This is a genomic window from Paenibacillus sp. FSL R5-0378 (genome assembly GCF_038009285.1).
Taxonomy (GTDB): domain Bacteria; phylum Bacillota; class Bacilli; order Paenibacillales; family Paenibacillaceae; genus Paenibacillus_AQ; species Paenibacillus_AQ favisporus.
Window position 1 is genome coordinate 4,746,303 of sequence record NZ_JBBPAY010000001.1, and the last position, 17,090, is coordinate 4,763,392.

General features: G+C 46.3%; 13 protein-coding genes. 1 reads left to right on the forward strand and 12 read right to left on the reverse strand.

Annotation, left to right across the window (positions count from 1 at the left end; translation table 11 throughout):
- Positions 1-267: 267 nt before the first annotated feature.
- The 7 genes from MKY74_RS22000 to MKY74_RS22030 all read right to left on the reverse strand — a co-directional run bounded on the left by MKY74_RS22000 (position 268) and on the right by MKY74_RS22030 (position 12,210).
- Positions 268-1,086, reverse strand: coding sequence for a DUF2935 domain-containing protein (locus MKY74_RS22000; protein WP_076164966.1), 819 nt, complete (start codon positions 1,084-1,086; stop codon positions 268-270).
- A 540-nt stretch (positions 1,087-1,626) separates the two neighbouring features.
- Entirely contained in the window at positions 1,627-2,568 is a 942-nt protein-coding gene (locus MKY74_RS22005) for an aldo/keto reductase (RefSeq protein ID WP_076164963.1), read from the reverse strand.
- Positions 2,569-2,823: 255 nt separating this feature from the next.
- Positions 2,824-4,308: an Lsa family ABC-F type ribosomal protection protein gene (locus MKY74_RS22010; RefSeq protein ID WP_076164960.1), complete on the reverse strand. Its 1,485-nt coding sequence runs from the start codon at positions 4,306-4,308 to the stop codon at positions 2,824-2,826.
- Between the two features lie 418 nt (positions 4,309-4,726).
- Positions 4,727-5,446, reverse strand: a complete 720-nt coding sequence (locus tag MKY74_RS22015) for an endonuclease/exonuclease/phosphatase family protein (RefSeq protein WP_076164958.1) — start codon at positions 5,444-5,446, stop codon at positions 4,727-4,729.
- Between the two features lie 393 nt (positions 5,447-5,839).
- Entirely contained in the window at positions 5,840-9,991 is a 4,152-nt protein-coding gene (locus tag MKY74_RS22020) for a carbohydrate-binding protein (protein ID WP_244169223.1), read from the reverse strand.
- 408 nt (positions 9,992-10,399) lie between these two features.
- Positions 10,400-10,945: an NADPH-dependent FMN reductase gene (gene ssuE, locus MKY74_RS22025; protein WP_076164955.1), complete on the reverse strand. Its 546-nt coding sequence runs from the start codon at positions 10,943-10,945 to the stop codon at positions 10,400-10,402.
- The gene (locus MKY74_RS22030; protein WP_076164953.1) at positions 10,942-12,210 is read right to left on the reverse strand and encodes an acyl-CoA dehydrogenase family protein; all 1,269 of its coding nucleotides are present in this window, start codon (positions 12,208-12,210) and stop codon (positions 10,942-10,944) included. The genes ssuE and MKY74_RS22030 overlap by 4 nt, the downstream gene beginning before the upstream one ends.
- Before the next feature lie 142 nt (positions 12,211-12,352).
- Here MKY74_RS22030 and MKY74_RS22035 point away from each other — a divergent pair, with 142 nt between their 5' ends.
- Entirely contained in the window at positions 12,353-12,910 is a 558-nt protein-coding gene (locus tag MKY74_RS22035; RefSeq protein WP_076164951.1) for a TetR/AcrR family transcriptional regulator, read from the forward strand.
- Positions 12,911-13,000: 90 nt separating this feature from the next.
- Here the strand turns inward: MKY74_RS22035 and MKY74_RS22040 are convergent, their stop codons facing one another.
- The 5 genes from MKY74_RS22040 to MKY74_RS22060 form a co-directional block, all read right to left on the reverse strand.
- On the reverse strand, positions 13,001-13,504 hold the full coding sequence (locus MKY74_RS22040) for a DUF3600 domain-containing protein (protein ID WP_076164949.1): 504 nt from the start codon (positions 13,502-13,504) through the stop codon (positions 13,001-13,003).
- Complete coding sequence (locus MKY74_RS22045) at positions 13,494-14,057, reverse strand: sigma-70 family RNA polymerase sigma factor (protein ID WP_076164947.1); 564 nt, start codon at positions 14,055-14,057, stop codon at positions 13,494-13,496. The genes MKY74_RS22040 and MKY74_RS22045 overlap by 11 nt, the downstream gene beginning before the upstream one ends.
- Positions 14,058-14,280: 223 nt before the next feature.
- Entirely contained in the window at positions 14,281-14,883 is a 603-nt protein-coding gene (locus MKY74_RS22050) for a hypothetical protein (protein ID WP_167372812.1), read from the reverse strand.
- A gap of 217 nt (positions 14,884-15,100) precedes the next feature.
- Positions 15,101-16,360 (reverse strand): FAD-binding protein, encoded by a 1,260-nt coding sequence (locus MKY74_RS22055; protein ID WP_076164942.1) that lies wholly within the window; start codon positions 16,358-16,360, stop codon positions 15,101-15,103.
- Positions 16,361-16,517: 157 nt separating this feature from the next.
- Positions 16,518-16,994 (reverse strand): GNAT family N-acetyltransferase, encoded by a 477-nt coding sequence (locus tag MKY74_RS22060; RefSeq protein WP_076164940.1) that lies wholly within the window; start codon positions 16,992-16,994, stop codon positions 16,518-16,520.
- Positions 16,995-17,090 lie beyond the last annotated feature (96 nt).

Consider the following 17,090-nt stretch of genomic DNA (forward strand, 5'->3'; position numbering starts at 1 on the left):
ATACTGATTTTTACTTTCGTATACTCCTCTTGACACCGGGCAAAAATCAATAAATGAAGTGTATCAACAAAAAATCACCGGCATATGTGCCGGTGATTTTTTTAGATGATTATGGAATGGTTCAGCAAAAAAAGCCACCATTACGGTGACCTTTTTCGAGTGTTTATCTATAACATTTTGCTTCATGATCCGCCTAAGCAACAAATCCATTTAGATTATATTATGAAAGGATTTGTTTTACGATAGGGCTGCCATCAAACAATAGAGTTAGAACAATATTTCCCTTTTGTTTACCTTCTCACCGGATAGCGACCGTTCAAACATATCCAGAATAAACAAAAACCTCTCAGCTTCCCGAAATACATGATCTGCCAGCAGGGGATGAATGATACTTTTTATACGGCATTCCTCGATTAAATCTCGGGCTGTCTTCTTAAAATCCCGTAATGACTTAACGGAGACCCGGTTCTCATCAACAAACTGACTCAATAATGGAATCGTCTGGGATTGGGGCCGCATTGAACTTAAATCGATCGCTTGGTACATAAGGGTATCAAATTCATGGCTGAACTCTCTAGCTTGTTCAACAAGCTTTCTTTCCGAAGGATCTAGAAGGTGTCCTATAAATTTAGCGTGATCAGCCATGATTTTGAGGAAGAAAACATTCTCATCAATAATGGCATCATGTAAAGGCTCAAGCCTTCCGGAATTCAGTTCTTCCAGTCGGTTTCTAAAATAGTTGGCTTCCCGGCTAATATGATCAACAAGTAAAGGAAAATTATTCTGTCCTGGCAACTTGCACTGCAGGATTAGCCCCAATACCTTTCTTTTAAATGCCCAAATATGAGCCGCTGCATTGTGTACCTCTACGTTGAATTCCCTAATGGTTTGAGGATCTGTGTTTACAGAAAATGAATACGCTCTTCTTTCGATATCTTCAAAAATGGCTTGGAATTGGTTAGCTTCGTTAATTAGTTGTGTATCTTCACTTCTAAAACCTAATCGAAGGAAAAACGAATGTTCCTTCATGATACGTGACCAGAATCGAATTTCGTCTAATGACCGTTCTACAAATACGTCTGGCAAATATATCCCTCCTTCTTAGAGGCCAATGAATCGGATTATACGCAGAATATATGGCGTTTGCTTGTTCCAATATGCTGATGAGGTGTTTTTTTATTTCCTTAAAAATCAGTAGCATAAGCAGCTCGAAATTAACGGAGCCTCTCCATGAGTTCTTGTTCGATCAACTCGGTGACTTTGGTTCTTAACACACTCATTACTTGATCAACGACGATCGTGAGATCGACAAATAATTAACCTGATAATTTTTCAAGAACATATATCAGTTAAAACAAAAAAGCCGCGTCTACGCGGCTATTAAGAGTGTATGTTTTTGTCGTTTTACAAATCCACTTTAATCAGCGTGTCCTCTCCTCTCCCTTGGTGGCTGCTTGTTTGCTTTCTCAAACATCTCCCTTAGCCTTTAATTAATTTCAATGCTTGATTTAAATCTAGATCTTCATTCCATAATAAAAAAAAGGCAACCAACCCCTGGTCGCCTTATTAGTACATTCAGCAGTTATAAGAAAATCCGATGCCTACGCTGAACAAATGGTTAGATGTTTAGTCGAGATTTTTTAGTGTCTGTTTACTTAAGTCGTCCAGCTTGGTCGCTTCCTCTTCGGTCAATTCTATGTCAGTGGAATGCAGGTTCTCAAAGAAATGCTTCTCGTTCTGTGTGCCCACGATGGCCGAGGTCAGGCCATTCCGGCCTAGCAGCCAGCTAATTGCGATTTGCGAGAGAGTGGCACCTTTGGCTGCTGCGATTTCCCCTAAGAGACGGATGAGGTCCTCCGTCTTCCGCAGGTTTTCTGATTGGAATAAAGGCCTCTCCTTGCGAAAATCCGTAACTTCTTTGCCTTTGTGGAAAATTCCGGTCAAAATCCCCTTAGCGAGGGAGTTGTAGCTCATGATGCTGATGTCGTTTTGCAAACAATAGTCAAGCAATTCGTCTTCAATGCTGCGCTGGAGCATATGATACTCCGGCTGGATCGCGTCAACCCGTCCATATTGCATCGCTTCTCTCAGTTGAGCCAGAGAGAAATTGGAGACACCGATTGCACGAATTACGCCTTCTTCTTTCAACTTGCTCAGCTCTCCCATAGTTTCCTCGATTGGGATGTCGTTACTGGGCGTATGGATGTAATACAAGTCGATATAGTCCGTGTTCAGCCGGAACATGCTTTGCCACAGGGCCGTACGGATATCTTTGGGCCGAAGATGATGAGCGCTTATCTTCGTTGCGATTACGCACTGTTTTCTTACATTGGCCAAGGCTTTTCCTACAATAAACTCTGAACGTCCGGCCCCATAGAGCTCAGCGGTATCGAATGAATTGACCCCGTGCTCAAAAGCTTGACGGAGAAGCCGGATGTTGTCCTCTTCGGGCTTCAGCTCCCAACGAGTCAATCCGCCTGAGAAGGCATTGCCCCCTCCCAGTTCCATTGCGCCGTACGTAATGCGTGACACTTCCATGTCTGTTCTGCCGAGTTTTGCGTACTTCATAAGACATCTACTCCTCTCTCGAATCGATATGTACAGGATCGAGTACAACCTATATTTTCATATTCGCGAATCGATTAAGCGATCCTGCCTGTTAGCTGAATTAAGATAATTTTATAAGGGCAAGTAGATAAGCATATCCATTACGGCTAACAAAAAAAGCCGCAGTTACGCGGCTATGAAGAGAATATGTTCTGTTCTTGTCTCCTTACATCCCCAGCCAACTCCTCTCAAGGCGGGTCGGTATAAATCCATCCATCACCCGGATAGTTCAACGACCTTGGTGGCAATGTTGCTCACAAATTCGCTGTCATGCTCAACAAACAGAAGCGTCGGTGTGTATTCGAGCAGCAGTTCTTCAATTTGGATGCGGGAGATGACATCAACGAAATTAAGCGGCTCGTCCCAAATATACAAATGGGCTCTTTCGCTGAGACTTCTAGCGATCAATACCTTCTTCTTTTGCCCGCCGCTGTAGGTTGAGATGTCCTTTTCAAATTGCAGTCTCGAGAAATCAAGCTTCCGCAATATCGACTTAAACAGGCTTTCATCAATCCCGCAGCTTTTCGCATATTCGGACAAATCGCCCCGAAGATGGGACGTATCCTGGGCTACGTATGATATTTTTAGCTGGGCGTCCTTATGGAAGCCTCCGTTGTATGGGATATCCTCGCCGCAGACCAGCTTCAAAATACTGGACTTGCCTGAACCGTTTGCACCGGATAGCGCAATCCGCTCCCCTTGTTGAATCTCAAAGGTCACGTCTTCGCATACCGGGTTCGCCCCGTATGAAACCGAGATATGATCTAGCTCGGCAAGGCGCTCTTTGTAAAATGGAAGCGGGGAAATTTGGAGACTCTCCGTGTTCTCGATATTTTTGAGAAGCTTACTTTTCTCCTCAATGGCAGAGAGTTGCCGCTGCTGAATTGCTTTTGAGCGTTTCATCATTTTGGCTGCTTTATGACCGATATACCCCTTGTCCACTTTGGAGCCGGAATTTCTCGTGCCGTTTTTGGTACTTTCTACTTCATGCGACCAGCCGCTCGTCCGCTTGGCAGAATCTGATAAGCGTTGAACGTCCCGTTTCAGCTTTTCGTTCTGAGCCAGCTCGAACTGGTCCTGCCTCTGCTTGTTCTCCCACCAGGTCGAGAAATTGCCCTTCTGGATCTCGATATTGGTTTTGTTGATGGACAAAATATGATCGACGCACCGATCCAGAAAGGCCCGGTCGTGGGAAACCAAAATAAACCCGCTCTTTCGGTTGAGATAATCGGCGACCAGCTTTCTCGCATGCGAGTCGAGATGATTTGTCGGCTCGTCAATAAGTAAGAAATGGTTGTCCTTGATGAATAAGGCTGCCAGCAGCACCTTCGTCTGCTCTCCGTTCGACAACGTATTAAACGGGCGGTACAGCACATCCTCCGATACCTTCAGCCAGTTCAGCTCTCGAATCAGTTTCCATTGAAGAAAGTCTGGATAAACCTCGCTGATTACGTCTATAGTAAGGTATTCCTTATGTTGTACCTCGAACGGGAAATAATCGAATTCGACGTTCGCGGATATGGTCCCGCTGTATTCGAGCTGCCCCTGCATCAGACGGAGAAATGTCGTTTTCCCTCTTCCATTCCTGCCCGTAAACCCTAATTTCCAATCGGTATCGATCTGAAAATGGACGTTCTCAAAAATGTTGTCATAACTGCCCTCATAGGCAAACGTCAGGTTTGAAACATAAATCTGTGACATCAAATCAACCTCCAGTTAAGTGTAGGCAGAACATAAACCGTTCCTGCCCGTTACCGGAAGCCAACAAAAAACGCCGAAAAAACACCAGTCCAACCAGTGCTTCTCGGCGCTTATACGAACCCGACCATACAATAAATAAACCGAGCGACATTCATTCAAAAATCGCTTGGCAGATGTATACATGGGGGATAAAGCTCCGGTAACTGATTGTTTATTCGGTGAACCATGCCAAAAAAACGCGGATATGACAGGTTCACTTGAACATCTACAACCTCTAATTCGGACATCGCTTTATCCCTCCCCTCAAGATCTCATGAATATGAACACAACTTAGCATATCCGTTCACTGAGGTCAAGATTCCGTTCCTTTGGAAGTAAACTGTTTATTAAAAAGTTCTGCGCGGTTAAGGATACAGCATCAATTCAGGCTCAATGTTGCCATTAACGGTAGATGGTCTGAGGCAGCCGGAATCTTGTTAATGACTTCGACGGAAGTAATCTCTATATTCCGGGTGGTGAAAATGTAATCAAGCTGCAAAACGGGACGTAACGACGGAAATGTATTGCTAGGCGTTTTGGCCGCCATATAACAATCCTGAACAATTCCCGCTATGGTACTCCATGCCTTACCTCCCCGTTTCATATTCCAATCCCCCGCAATGACAACAGGTGAACGATCCTCCTTAATTTTGCTCGCAATAAATTCAATTTGTTTATTACGTCTGCGTGGATTCAAACTGAGATGGGTGACATACATTTTGAGTGGCTTATCATTTATGAGTACATCTGCTTCCAATAAAGATCGGCCTTCGATCATACCAGATTTCATAGGATGATTTTTCTCCGATACAATGGGATAACGAGACAAAAGGACATTTCCATACTGTCTGATCATGTTACCCTTCTTTTTCTTGATGGTGATCGCTGCCCCAAAAGCCGCATTCATCTTTAATCGTCCGGCTAACCATGATACTTGATCCAAGTAATGGCTTCTTTTGGAAAAATACCTGTCGACTTCATTTAGAGCGATAAGGTCAGGCTCACTTTCTTCTATAGCTTCGGCAATTCTGTTCAGGTTTATTTTTCCATCCGTCCCTTTCCCATGATGAATATTGAAAGTGACAACCTTGATCTGCAATTGAATCCCCTGTCTTTCTGTTTTGAAATGAACGTTTGAGTTTGTTGAACGTAGCAATGGCCAGAATCGTGCATGATTCCATTTTATTCTTAACAGCATGTTCCGTAAATATCAGGGTGTACACCTAAAGCGAAAACAAAAAAGCCTGCAAACATGTGGACTTTAATAATGGGCTTTGATTTCAATATTTCCCCTCACCAATCCTACCCGTTACATCCTTCACCTGATTTGCAGTAACATTTATGCGCCAACCACGCCATTGATAATCCTTTTAATTTCGGCTAGGCATACGTATTCTTGTCTTTTTCGGCACACGATAAAATAACGCAAAACGTCCCCGCACCGAAGCTCTTTCGGTACGGGGACGTCGGTATTAGATCATTGCTTGGCCTGCTACTTGCCCAAATTAGCGCTCCACATTTCAATAAGTGCTTGTACGCTCCGATTGAGCGTTGTTTTTGCTTGATCAGAAACGCCATTCTGCTTCTGCTCTTTATTCAGCTGCTTCAGCAAATTCTCCAGATGCTTGATCCCCTGCTTCCAGTCCGGCTTCTTCTTGCTTACCGCATCGGCGGCATGCTCAAGCTCCTTATCCAGCTGCTTCCGGATCTTCTCGTCTAACTGTCCGGTTGAGCCAAACTCCTCCAGCAGCTTGCCGATGGCAGGAGCGTTAATGGGAGCGGGGAGAACCGTGAAATTGTCGTAACTCGTTTCATTCATGTACGTCCGCATGCCGACCTTACCGTGTGTAAATGGTCTGCCGCTGCGGTCCGTATAATCGATAACCGGCTTGCTCATATCATCGACAAATACTTGAATGCGAGCACCCTGCGCTACGACTTTTACATGCTTCCATTCGCCTGATTTCACCTCGAGCGGCTCCCCTGTCAAATAGGTCCAGCCGTAATTCAGCTTGCCGAGATGAACGCCCTGTTTGTTCAGGTACGCGACATATCCCTGCACGAAATCCGCGTTGTTCTGGTTCAGCTCCTTGCCGTGAGCCGGGTTGCTCGCCCGGATCAGAATGCCTCCGTCGCCTGTATCGCTAATCAGCTTGATATCAGACTCCACGCTGTAATCCGACCAATTGGCGTCTCCGATCAAGGTTTTCCCGAAGCTGCCGACCGCTGCTTGATATTCACCAGCATGAGCAGCTTTCGGTTCGATCGGATTCTGATGAATTCGTATTCCCTGGAAGTCGAATTCACCTACCACAGTTTCGACCTTCAAGGTATGTGCGCCCGCCGGGAGATAAATGCCTTGCTTCGTTGTTGTCGCCCAGTTCTCCCACGTGACGGAATTCGGGATATTGACTTCACCGGTCAGATCGGTTGTATCGTCGAGCCACAGCCTGACTATCGCCCCATCCATCGATGTAGCGGTCACGAAATCGACGTTATACACGCCGGCCTTGGCAACATCTACGTTGTAGGCCAGCCATTCGCCGGTAGCGTTCCACCCCACATTGTAGCTGCCGCCCGCATTCCGGCGGATGTCGACCGCATCATTTCGGTATTCAGTACCGATGTTAGCGGGAGTCAGATCATGGTAGCCCGTACCTTCGCCGCCTGCCTTATAATCAGCAGCCTGGATAAATCCGGGCAGCACGTGCGGCTTATCGAACTGGGTGAGCGATAGTCTCGTCATGTCAAACTCGCCTTTGACAATTTCGACCTTCAGTTCATGATCACCGGCCGGCAGCTGGATACCGGATTTCGTCACCGACTTCCACTTATTCCAGTCGCCGGAAGCAGGAACGTTCAGTATACCAGTCAAATCGGTCGTGTCATCCAGCCACAGCCGGACTTGTGCATCCTTAAACGTCGTAGCTGCCCACAAGTCGAGATCGTACAATCCCTCTTCCGCGACGCGGATGTTGTACTTCAGCCATTCGCCGGTTTGATTCCAGCCTACGATCTGATCGCCGGTTGCAGCGGATCGAATGTCGACGCTATCGCTGCGGTATTTGCCCCCAATGTTCTCCGGCGTCAAGTCATGATAGCCTACGCCTTCACCGCCGGGCTTGTAATGCTCAGCCTCGACGACGCCGGGCACGGGTATCGGCTGATCACTCCTCGTTAACGCTATGCTTGCAAAATCGAATTCTCCGCGGACCGTCTCCGCTTTTAGCGTATGCTTGCCTGCCGGCAGAGTAACACCGGATTTGCGCACCACATTCCAGATATTCCAGTCACCGGTCTTCGGAATGTCTACGGTGCCGGTAAGATCCGTCGTGTCGTCCAGCCAGAGCCGGATTTGACCTCCATCCATCGTAGTAGCCACTTTGAATTCTGCGTTATAGGTTCCGGCTTCCGCTACGTCAATGTTAAACTTCAGCCATTCTCCCGTCTGGTTCCAGCCGACATTGTAACCGCCGCTGGCCGGATTGGAGCGAATGTCGACCGAATCTCCCCGGTACTCGCCGCCGATGTTTTGGAGTGTATTCTCATGATAACCTACACCCTCTCCACCAGAGATATAGTGGACCGTGCCAATCGTACCCGGGATCGGATGATAGGCGTCATAAGCGTGCTCCTCCTCGGCAATGTCGGACTTCACGCTCCAGAAGCCTTCATACCGCTGCCAGCCGTCGTCTTGTCCATCATCGAAGTTATCATAGAGAACCGGAACTTCCGCGTGCCGGTGGAACGAAAGCTTGTCCAGCGAAGTCGTGCCCGAGGCGGCAGTGACCTTCAAAATATGCTCACCTGCCGGCAAATCTACCCCATTCAGCTGCGCGGTTTGCCATCCTGCATCAGCAGCGTTAGGGTCACCTGTCAGCTCAAACTCGCCCAGCGGCTGTCCACCATCCAAAGTGAGCTGTACTTTGCTGCCCAGAGATGCATCTGCATAAGAGAGATCTATATCGTATTTGCCTGTCTCCGCGATGTTCAGCCGGTATTGCAGCCATTCGCCTTTCTCGAAAGCGGTGACATGTGAAGTGCTGTCATCTGCTGTGTCCGTATCCACGCCATCTCCACGGTATTTGCCGATGGTACCCGGCGTCTCGTCGTGATATCCGGCTCCTTCGCCGCCCGGCAGGTAATGAACGGCTTCAACTTGACCCGGAACCGGTTTCGCAGCATCAAAATCGCTGCTTCCGTTCACGTCGTTGCTGAAAGCAACATAACCGAAATTAGCCTTCGCATTTTCTGTGACGTAACCGATACTGCCGCCGCCTAGCTTGGCGCTGCGCGTCTGCTTCAGCATGCCGTCGACGTAGATCTTGAACGCGTCCCCTGCTTTCTCAACCCGGATATTATGCAGTTTTGTATAATCGTATCCTTCCGGAAGCGTGCTCTCCTCCCATCCCAGATCGGCGCCGTTCACCCGGAACTGTGTCTTCAGCGAATTGCTCACCGGATCTAACAGCGCTGTACCGAAATCGTTATCTCCCTTGTAGGAGAACACGGCCCCGAGCCGCTGGCCTTCGGCTTTGCTTGACTCAGCCAGCTGCAGGTTAAATTCTGCCGTATAGCTGCTTCCGGCCTCAACAGTAGTCAACAGCCTGCTTGTACCGGCAGCTTGTTGATGCAGAAGTCCCGAATCCATGCTCCAGTTAACACCGTCTGCATTCGTCCACGCCGTGCTGAGTTCCGTACCTTTGAACCGGTCCTCAAAATCCGGCATCTCCGGATCCGGCTGTTCGGTTGCCGTCGGTCCGAGCACGGACATTTTGTCACCGTTGAACACGATCCGGTCCATCCCCATATGGCGAAGAGGTCCGACAATGCCTTTTCCTTCGAGATTGTGGTAAATAATATAGCGGGCATCCAGGTTCGGGCCAACGACGACCGTATTATGGCCGAGACCGACGGTCGGACCTTCCGTGCTGATCAGAAGCGGGTTGTCCGTATCACGCACGAATCCCTTGAGCGGGTTTGTGCTGACCGCGTAGTCGACTCGATAGCCTTTGCTGAATACATGGTTGCCGGTATACGTCATATAGTATTTGCCGTTGCGTTTGAACAGCGTAGAACCTTCCGTCCAACCGTTCATGTTTGCCCCCGTATTGACGCTGTTACCGATCGTCGTCGGCGTAGGCATTTCAGCTGCGAGAATTCCTTCTCCGTTCGCATGATAGAAATACCACTTGCCATCATCGTCAATGAAGACGTTGCCATCAATCGAATGTCCCAAATTGCCCGTTTGAACCGTGAACGGACCCGTCGGGCTTTCACTGCGCAGCACATAATGACCATTGCCGGCAGGAGAGGTATACATGTAAAAATATCCGTTCCAATAAACGACTTCAGGAGCGTAGGCTCCCTTCGTAACCGGATCGGTTGTGGCCAGTCCTCCATAGCTCCAGTTGACAAGGTCAGGAGAGCTCCACACTTTGACCCCGACATCGGTGTCTCTTGTGCTCACATACAAATAATATGTACCGTTAAACTTCAGCACGTAAGGGTCGCCAAGTCCATATTGCCCCCATTCGTCCGGCAGCGATGCCGGGTTCTTATAGGCGAATGCCGCCTGAGGGGCAAACAAGAGCAGCACACACATCACGACCGCAATACTCCGTTTTAATATCAAACTTATCACCTCACTGATTTTATTAAAACGCTTACATAGTAAAATGATCGTATCGATCTTCTCCTGCCACCGATATCCTATCACCTCCATTCATCCAATATATTTGTAATACATCGTGAGTATATCGGCATTATCCAGGCAAAGTCAACGGTTTATTTCAATTATCTTGTAATATTTAAAGAAATATCTGTTTTTTTAGCTTATCATACAAAATTAATGTAATAAATGAGATCGCTATGGGCAGTTAAACGGTAGGTGATTACACCCATGCAAATATCAAAAGGAGCTGTCCACGACAGCTCCTTCAAGATCAATCAACATCATCAACAAAACTCCTGTACGGCAGACATTCATGACTCATAAGCCCGCTTTCACCATGAGCGGTAACTTTGTACTCGTAGGTTTGATAAACCTCCGTCAGATACATTTGGTGTAGTAAACCAGATCCAGCATTGAAGCATCAATTCGTTGCTGGATTTCGTCAGCCAATTGGAAACGAGTGTTTTGTTCGCTATCCTCAATCCGTTCGATTTGACTGTCGATCGCAAATACATTTTCCGCAAAAGACTTCGTTCCCATTGAAGCTAAAAGGGGTTTTAACGCATAGTCAATCGAAAGTAAGTTCGAAATGGTGCCTCCTACGAAAAAAGCAGCTACGATTTTATCTTTAAAGCCGTTTTGCGGTAATAAATCAACGTAAGCTTTTAGGACGCCTGTATAAGTCGTTTTATAAACCGGACTTGCAATAATGATGCCGGACGCTTCTTCCACTTTAGCGTGTGCACTTAATATCAGTCTGCTATTGAAATTGGCGTGCATCAAATCAGCGGGAGGCAAGGAAGAAACATCAATGATCGCCACTTCGCAACCTTGTTGCTCCAATTTCAGCTTGGCATAGTTGATCATGCCGTTTACTCGGGATTTATGGTTGAGACTTCCGGAAATGATCGCTATTTTACTCATGAGTTTGCTTCAGCTCCAGTAGTTGTTCTTAGAGAAGATACGTAAGCTAACGTCATACCATGCTGTGGCGGTAAGCCCAACAGTACTCTTCCGTATAACTCAAGTCCCGTGGATGCAGTAGTCAGCGCATGATTGGAGCCGCCTCGAATGTCGCGGAAGATTTGGGACAAGCGATTGGAATCGGCAATAACACTCCCTCCACTCTCAGCCATTAGCATGTCTACAGCTTCCCAGCATAACATCGCTGCATAAGTCATATCCGTTTGAAGCTGAGCAAGCTCTTTTAGACTGAATATTTCCGCATTTTGTACATGCCGCTCCATATGATCGATCGCCCGACTGATATGAAGATGCGCGGATTCAACCTTCATGGCCGCGAGCCCTACTTTATACTGAATATGACCTACTGCCGCTTGAGAGGTATGGACAGTCATCGTAATACCTTTAAGTGGCGCCTTTTCAACAAAATATTCAACGGCCCCCCTGGCAAGCCCGAGGATCGCGCTGATCCCTGTTGTAATGCTTGTTATAAGCTGAACATAGGGTCTATATCTGTCACGCCCTTTTAATTCGGCAGACAAAGAACTTATCTGTTCTGTGTCCTGGGTGACGACATATTGATCTGGAATAAAGACATTTTTTAATTCCAAACTGTTACTTGCAGATCCTTTTAAGCTCATCGTATACCAATCATCTACAATGGTAACTTCACTCATCGGTACTATAGCCAACGTCATTCCCAAATTTCCACTTTCTTGCATGGACTTCACTTCATTCAAATTTAACAAAGCATGGGTTGCATGCTTAGAACCTGAACCGAATCCCCAAAAGCCCTCTTCTACCCAATAACCGCCGTCTACTTTTTTTACAACAGCTTTGCGTGCTGCTAAGACAGAACAAAAACGCACCTCCTCTTCCTGGCTGAAGAGCGAGTCTAATACTTGGGAAGGGAAAGATAATGAAGCGGTATAATTGTTCCCGTTGATGATTTGAACGACCCAGCCAACAGAACCGTTCCCCTTAGCTACCTCCGAAATAATTTCAACCATGGCACGAATACTAACCTCATGACCTCCGTACTTTTTGGGTGTGCCAAGTTTAAACAAACCTGCATCCGAAACTTTTTGAATCACCTCTTCGGGAATATGTCTTTCCTCATCTATAAGCCTTCCGAATTTTTGAAGATAGGGAACTAACGCTGTTGCGTTGTTTAGTAATTGCTTTTCAAGTGCAGTGAGTTGATGATCTGTGCTTAAGTTGGCCATATTTATCACTCCTACAAAATTAAATTAGACAGATGTATATTTAAACTGCCTTTGTAGATTAAATGATATGTTGTATAATGTACCTCATCAACCGATAAAATCGCGAATATGTCGAAAAACGATACACGGAAAGGAATCTGTCATGGTTAACAAAACAACGGACGACCTCAGAGTCCGAAGAACCCACAAGCTTCTGTACAATGCTCTGTTTGATCTAATGGAAAAACACTCCTTCGAACAAATCACAGTGAAGCAAATTTGTGATTTAGCGATGGTGCACCGAACTACGTTCTATACGCATTTTCAGGATAAATTTGATTTACTTTCACATGCCGTGATGCAAATTGCTGAGGAGGAATTTCGGAACTTTGCCGAAGTATCCCTTTCTCCATCGGATAATTTCCGGGAATTGTTTTCTATAGCAGCGAAACATAAAACCTTATTTTCACAGCTTCTATTTGAAGAAAGGGATTCCCTAAGGAATTTGTTGCGGAGGGATATGGGGAAAGGCATGAAGAAATATTTGGCCGAACAGCACGCCATTGAAGTAAATTCCATCGAAATACAAATTAAAATAGAGGCCTATATCGGAGCCGTTTTAGGTGTCCTAAATTGGTGGTTTGAGAACAACATGTCTATTGATGAAGAAGAAATATATACCAAAATGAATATCTTTACAGGATGGAATTTCGCCGAATAATCTCGAATGGTTCTATTTTCGTTCGGTTAATCTCCCAATCTGACAAAAAAAGGACCCCTCCACATGGGATCGGTCCTTACTTCATTCCTTTTACGGATTGGCATTTTTGTTTATCTTCTCGAAGTATGGTGCCAGTTTAGATGCTAGCTGCTCTAACCGCTGCTGTTCTTCTTGGGTCAGCTTCTCCTCATGTTTGACCCCTTTTTCATCGGTGATCTTCAGCTTTAATTGAATCAACTGCTTTATCAGCACCTGATACTCCTTAAATTCATCTTCCGTAAGCTTGCCTTTTGCTGCCTGCAGCATTCCTTCAATCTCTTGATAATCTTCCTGTGTGCCGCCGTGCTGTTCAATGGTTGAAACAGAACCGAATAGATCATCGGCTAGATAGGAAGAAGCAAAAACCACGGACGGAATCAGGATGGCTACTGCGGCAATACCTGCGAGCACTCGTTTTTTCATGGGAGATCTACCTCTCTTATCGTTTGCATACTGATGATAGGATTGTCGGACACGACCATACAATTCGGGTGGGCACTGCATCGAATCCGCCACCTGGCGAAGCTCTTCACGCAATTCCTTCTCAATGGACATACGCGTCTCCTCCCGTCATTTCGATCCGTTTCCGGAGTTCTTTCATTGCCAGGTGATGCCTGGATTTCACTGTGCCAACGGGGATCTGTAGAATGTCTGCAATTTCTTCCAGAGCGTAGTCGTGAAAATAGCGAAGGATGACGACCACACGTAATTTGTACGATAATTGGCGGACAAGGCTGAAAAGTTCATGCTGCATCTCGAACTGCAGCACAGCTTTGTCCGTCCCGTCGAAATGTTCACATGTCATCCGGCGGTTTCGTTCAAAGAGGCGAATTCGCCGCCATGTCTTTCTTTTCCAGTCTTGGACTAGACGGACAGTAATCCCGTGCAGCCAAAACCGGAACGGCCGGTTCGGGTCGTAGGTTTGAAACGTCCGCCACATGCTCATGTACACTTCATTCACGATATCCTCAATATCCTGTTTGTTGTAGACGAGAAAAGCAACCGTCCGATAGACGTCTTGGTGAGTCGCCTGATAAACAAGCTCAAAGGCCGACTCGTCACCCAACTTCGCTTTTTCAAGCCACGATAGTAACTCATTATCTTTCATGGGGGCCCCTCCTGAACGTGTTACAACCCTTAATTCGCTCTCATGGGGAAAAAGGTTCAGTACGAGAATAAAATTTTTTGGCGATGTTATAGGAAATTCTTCAGGATGACCGTTATAGGATTTTCACACCTATATTGTGAAACAAAAATAGCCGCTGCTACGCGGCTTTAATATGTATGTGTTTATCGGAAGCTTTTGAATTTTATCGGAATAAACGTTGCACTCAATCAACATGAAACACACCAATTACGGATTCACCATCAACGTCATACAGCGGAATATCACGACCATCTGGTGATCTACTGTTCTGTATCGCAATGGCTTCCTCGGGTGATTTAGGTAGCTCACCATCTAAATCTTTCTTCAGCACATATCCTTCAGTGCCATCTACACCAATAGCCCTGATTAATTCAGGTTCCATACCAGGAGAAGCAGCATCTGCGCTAGAACCGTACGTCTGTCCGTGTTTATTTTTAGGAAAGTTCAAATTCTTGGCGCCAACATGAAAAGTACCAATTACCGTTTTCCCATCAACATCATACAGTGGAACATCGCCAGGTTCACCGAGGTAATCTTTTTTCAGCAAATACCCTTGAATACCATTCACACTTCCTGCATGGATTAAATCAGGCAGCATATCAGCGGAGTTGTCCTCTTGAGCTGAACCGTATGTTTGCCCATGTTCATTTTCAGGGTAGTTCAGAGAAGTTGTGTTGCTTTGAATCATTGTACGTTTAGCATCCGTGCTTTGGAATACCATGGCACTAGCCACTACAAAAACAATACAACCAACAACAAACACTTTTCTAATGCTTGTAAAATACATCCTCACATTTGTTCACTCCTAAACATTTCCTCGCTCTTCACTTTATAGTAGTAATAATTATTAAACGCATCCAAATAATAGAAAGTTACACTCATCTACCTATTAGCTTATTGATCAAATGGATTCTTTCGTAGCTTACAAACTCAAAAACCTCCATCCCTTATTGCAAGAAGTGGAGGTCAATCACATTTTCTAGATAAGTCATTAATACTTTACATTAATTCATAATGTAATGATCCAGGAACGAATTCCGAAACTTCCCGGTTGGATCGTATCGAAGCAGCAACTGACGGAAATCCGCCAACCGCTCATACCGGGCTTGTAATCTTTCCGGCTCCATCGTAAACAGCTTCGCCCAATGCGGTCGTACTCCAAACGGTTCCAGTTCATGTTCGATAAGCGGAAGTAACTGGCGTACCCGCTCCCAATCCGGCTTCCATGTAAAATGCAAACCAACGCTGTCTTGATGGTAGCATGGGCTCGTCCAGAATGTGTCCGAAGCAATTGTTCGTATCTCGGAAATGAAGAGCAGAGGCGCAATTCGATCACGCAATTTGCCTAGCGCATGTATCGCTTCGAGCGCATGGCGCCTCGGAATGAAATATTCACTTTGCAGTTCGTTGCCCGCACTGGGGGTAAAATCCATGCGGAAATGAGGCAGCCGTTCGTACCATGGTCCCGGAGCGCCTAACTGCTCGCTACAGTTTACGACAGATTGGCCAGAAACCATATGCCGTTTTTCCGGAGCGGGTATAGCCCCGAAGAAATGGGATGGTGCCTCATCTTCCCCGTTTGCTCCCAGCTTTCGTTTTACCCACACTTGATTGAACATGGGCTCTGCCCAATTCGTAAACAAGCTGACACTGTATGCAGCAGATAAAATGTCTTCGATGTCACTCTCCAGTGCAGAAAAAGGAAGACGTTCATATACGGTCTGACTTACCTGAAACGAAGGTACTAAGTCCAGTGTAAGCTTAGTGACGACTCCCAGTCCGCCAAGCCCGACGACCGCCCCATCAAACTCGGGATCAACCCCTCGCGTAAGCACCGTAACTTCTCCATCCGATTTGATTAGCTCAATAGCACGGACAGAAGACGCCAGGCTTGCATTATGGACGCCCGAGCCGTGGGTAGCTGTCGCGACGGCACCAGCCACACTAATGTGCGGAAGCGACGCTAAATTATGCAATGCGCAGCCACGATCATTTAAATAGCGGCACAGATCGCCATACCGAATGCCACCCTCGACAGTTACGATGTTCTGTTCACGGTCGAGATCGATGACCCGATCCATCTTTCGAAGCGAGAGATGGCTGCCACCGGTATCGGCAATCCCGTTAAAAGAGTGCCGCGACCCAAGCACGCGTATGCTTCTGCGGTTAACTACCAGATCCTTAACCTCTTCCAGATTTTTAGGCTCAAGCAGCTCCAACGAGCTGTAGCGATAGTTCCCGGCCCAGTTCAACTGATCTCCCATACGACTCTCCTATTTAAGATGCGAATTTTTGTCTGAATCAACTTGATTATTGAGGTATTCGGCATAGCGTTCCACAATCCTGCCCGGTAGCTTCATTAACCTATGAAAGTAGTAGTCATGATTAAACTCGAACCTTGTACTTGGTTAGTCTCGCGATTTATACGATAGGCAATTCCAGCGTCCTGCTTCTCGGTTTGAATCCTTTGGCCTCATAAAATCCGATCGCATCTTCATTGAATTCCGCTACATGCAATTCGATACTGCTAAACTGCTGCGATTTTGCGAGCTCTTTAATATAGTTGATAAACTTGCTTCCGATATCCTTCCCTCGGTATTCTTCTGACACACAGATATGGTCTAATTCGATATATCTTCGTTTTACATAAGCGGCCCTCTTAGGTGCATCCATGAAATTTATAATGGTGTAGGCGATTATTCGGTCACCGTCTTCCCCGATGAAGACCTTTACGTTGTCGTCGTTCAACATTGAAATATAATAATCGTAATCGAGCGGTTTATCGCAAGGTCTGTAGATGTCCGGCCGGTTCTTTGCATGGATGCTGTATAATTGACCAACGAGCTCGTTGATCGCATCAAAGTCCTCCGGTTTCGCCTCTCTTATTTTCCAATGCATATCTAGTTCCTCCCTTACACGGCACAGATATTTCTTATTACCCTGGGTTGACGATTATAATGCAGATTAGCGGCCAAGTTACATTTTTGTCTGGAT

Bases quoted from the DNA above. Each gene is read 5' to 3' on its own strand.
- MKY74_RS22005 (WP_076164963.1), bottom strand. From the start codon at position 2,568: ATGAAGTACGCAAAACTCGGCAGAACAGACATGGAAGTGTCACGCATT.
- MKY74_RS22010 (WP_076164960.1), bottom strand. From the start codon at position 4,308: ATGTCACAGATTTATGTTTCAAACCTGACGTTTGCCTATGAGGGCAGT.
- ssuE (WP_076164955.1), bottom strand. From the start codon at position 10,945: ATGAGTAAAATAGCGATCATTTCCGGAAGTCTCAACCATAAATCCCGA.
- MKY74_RS22030 (WP_076164953.1), bottom strand. From the start codon at position 12,210: ATGGCCAACTTAAGCACAGATCATCAACTCACTGCACTTGAAAAGCAA.
- MKY74_RS22035 (WP_076164951.1), top strand. From the start codon at position 12,353: ATGGTTAACAAAACAACGGACGACCTCAGAGTCCGAAGAACCCACAAG.
- MKY74_RS22040 (WP_076164949.1), bottom strand. From the start codon at position 13,504: ATGTCCATTGAGAAGGAATTGCGTGAAGAGCTTCGCCAGGTGGCGGAT.
- MKY74_RS22045 (WP_076164947.1), bottom strand. From the start codon at position 14,057: ATGAAAGATAATGAGTTACTATCGTGGCTTGAAAAAGCGAAGTTGGGT.
- MKY74_RS22050 (WP_167372812.1), bottom strand. From the start codon at position 14,883: ATGTATTTTACAAGCATTAGAAAAGTGTTTGTTGTTGGTTGTATTGTT.
- MKY74_RS22055 (WP_076164942.1), bottom strand. From the start codon at position 16,360: ATGGGAGATCAGTTGAACTGGGCCGGGAACTATCGCTACAGCTCGTTG.
- MKY74_RS22060 (WP_076164940.1), bottom strand. From the start codon at position 16,994: ATGCATTGGAAAATAAGAGAGGCGAAACCGGAGGACTTTGATGCGATC.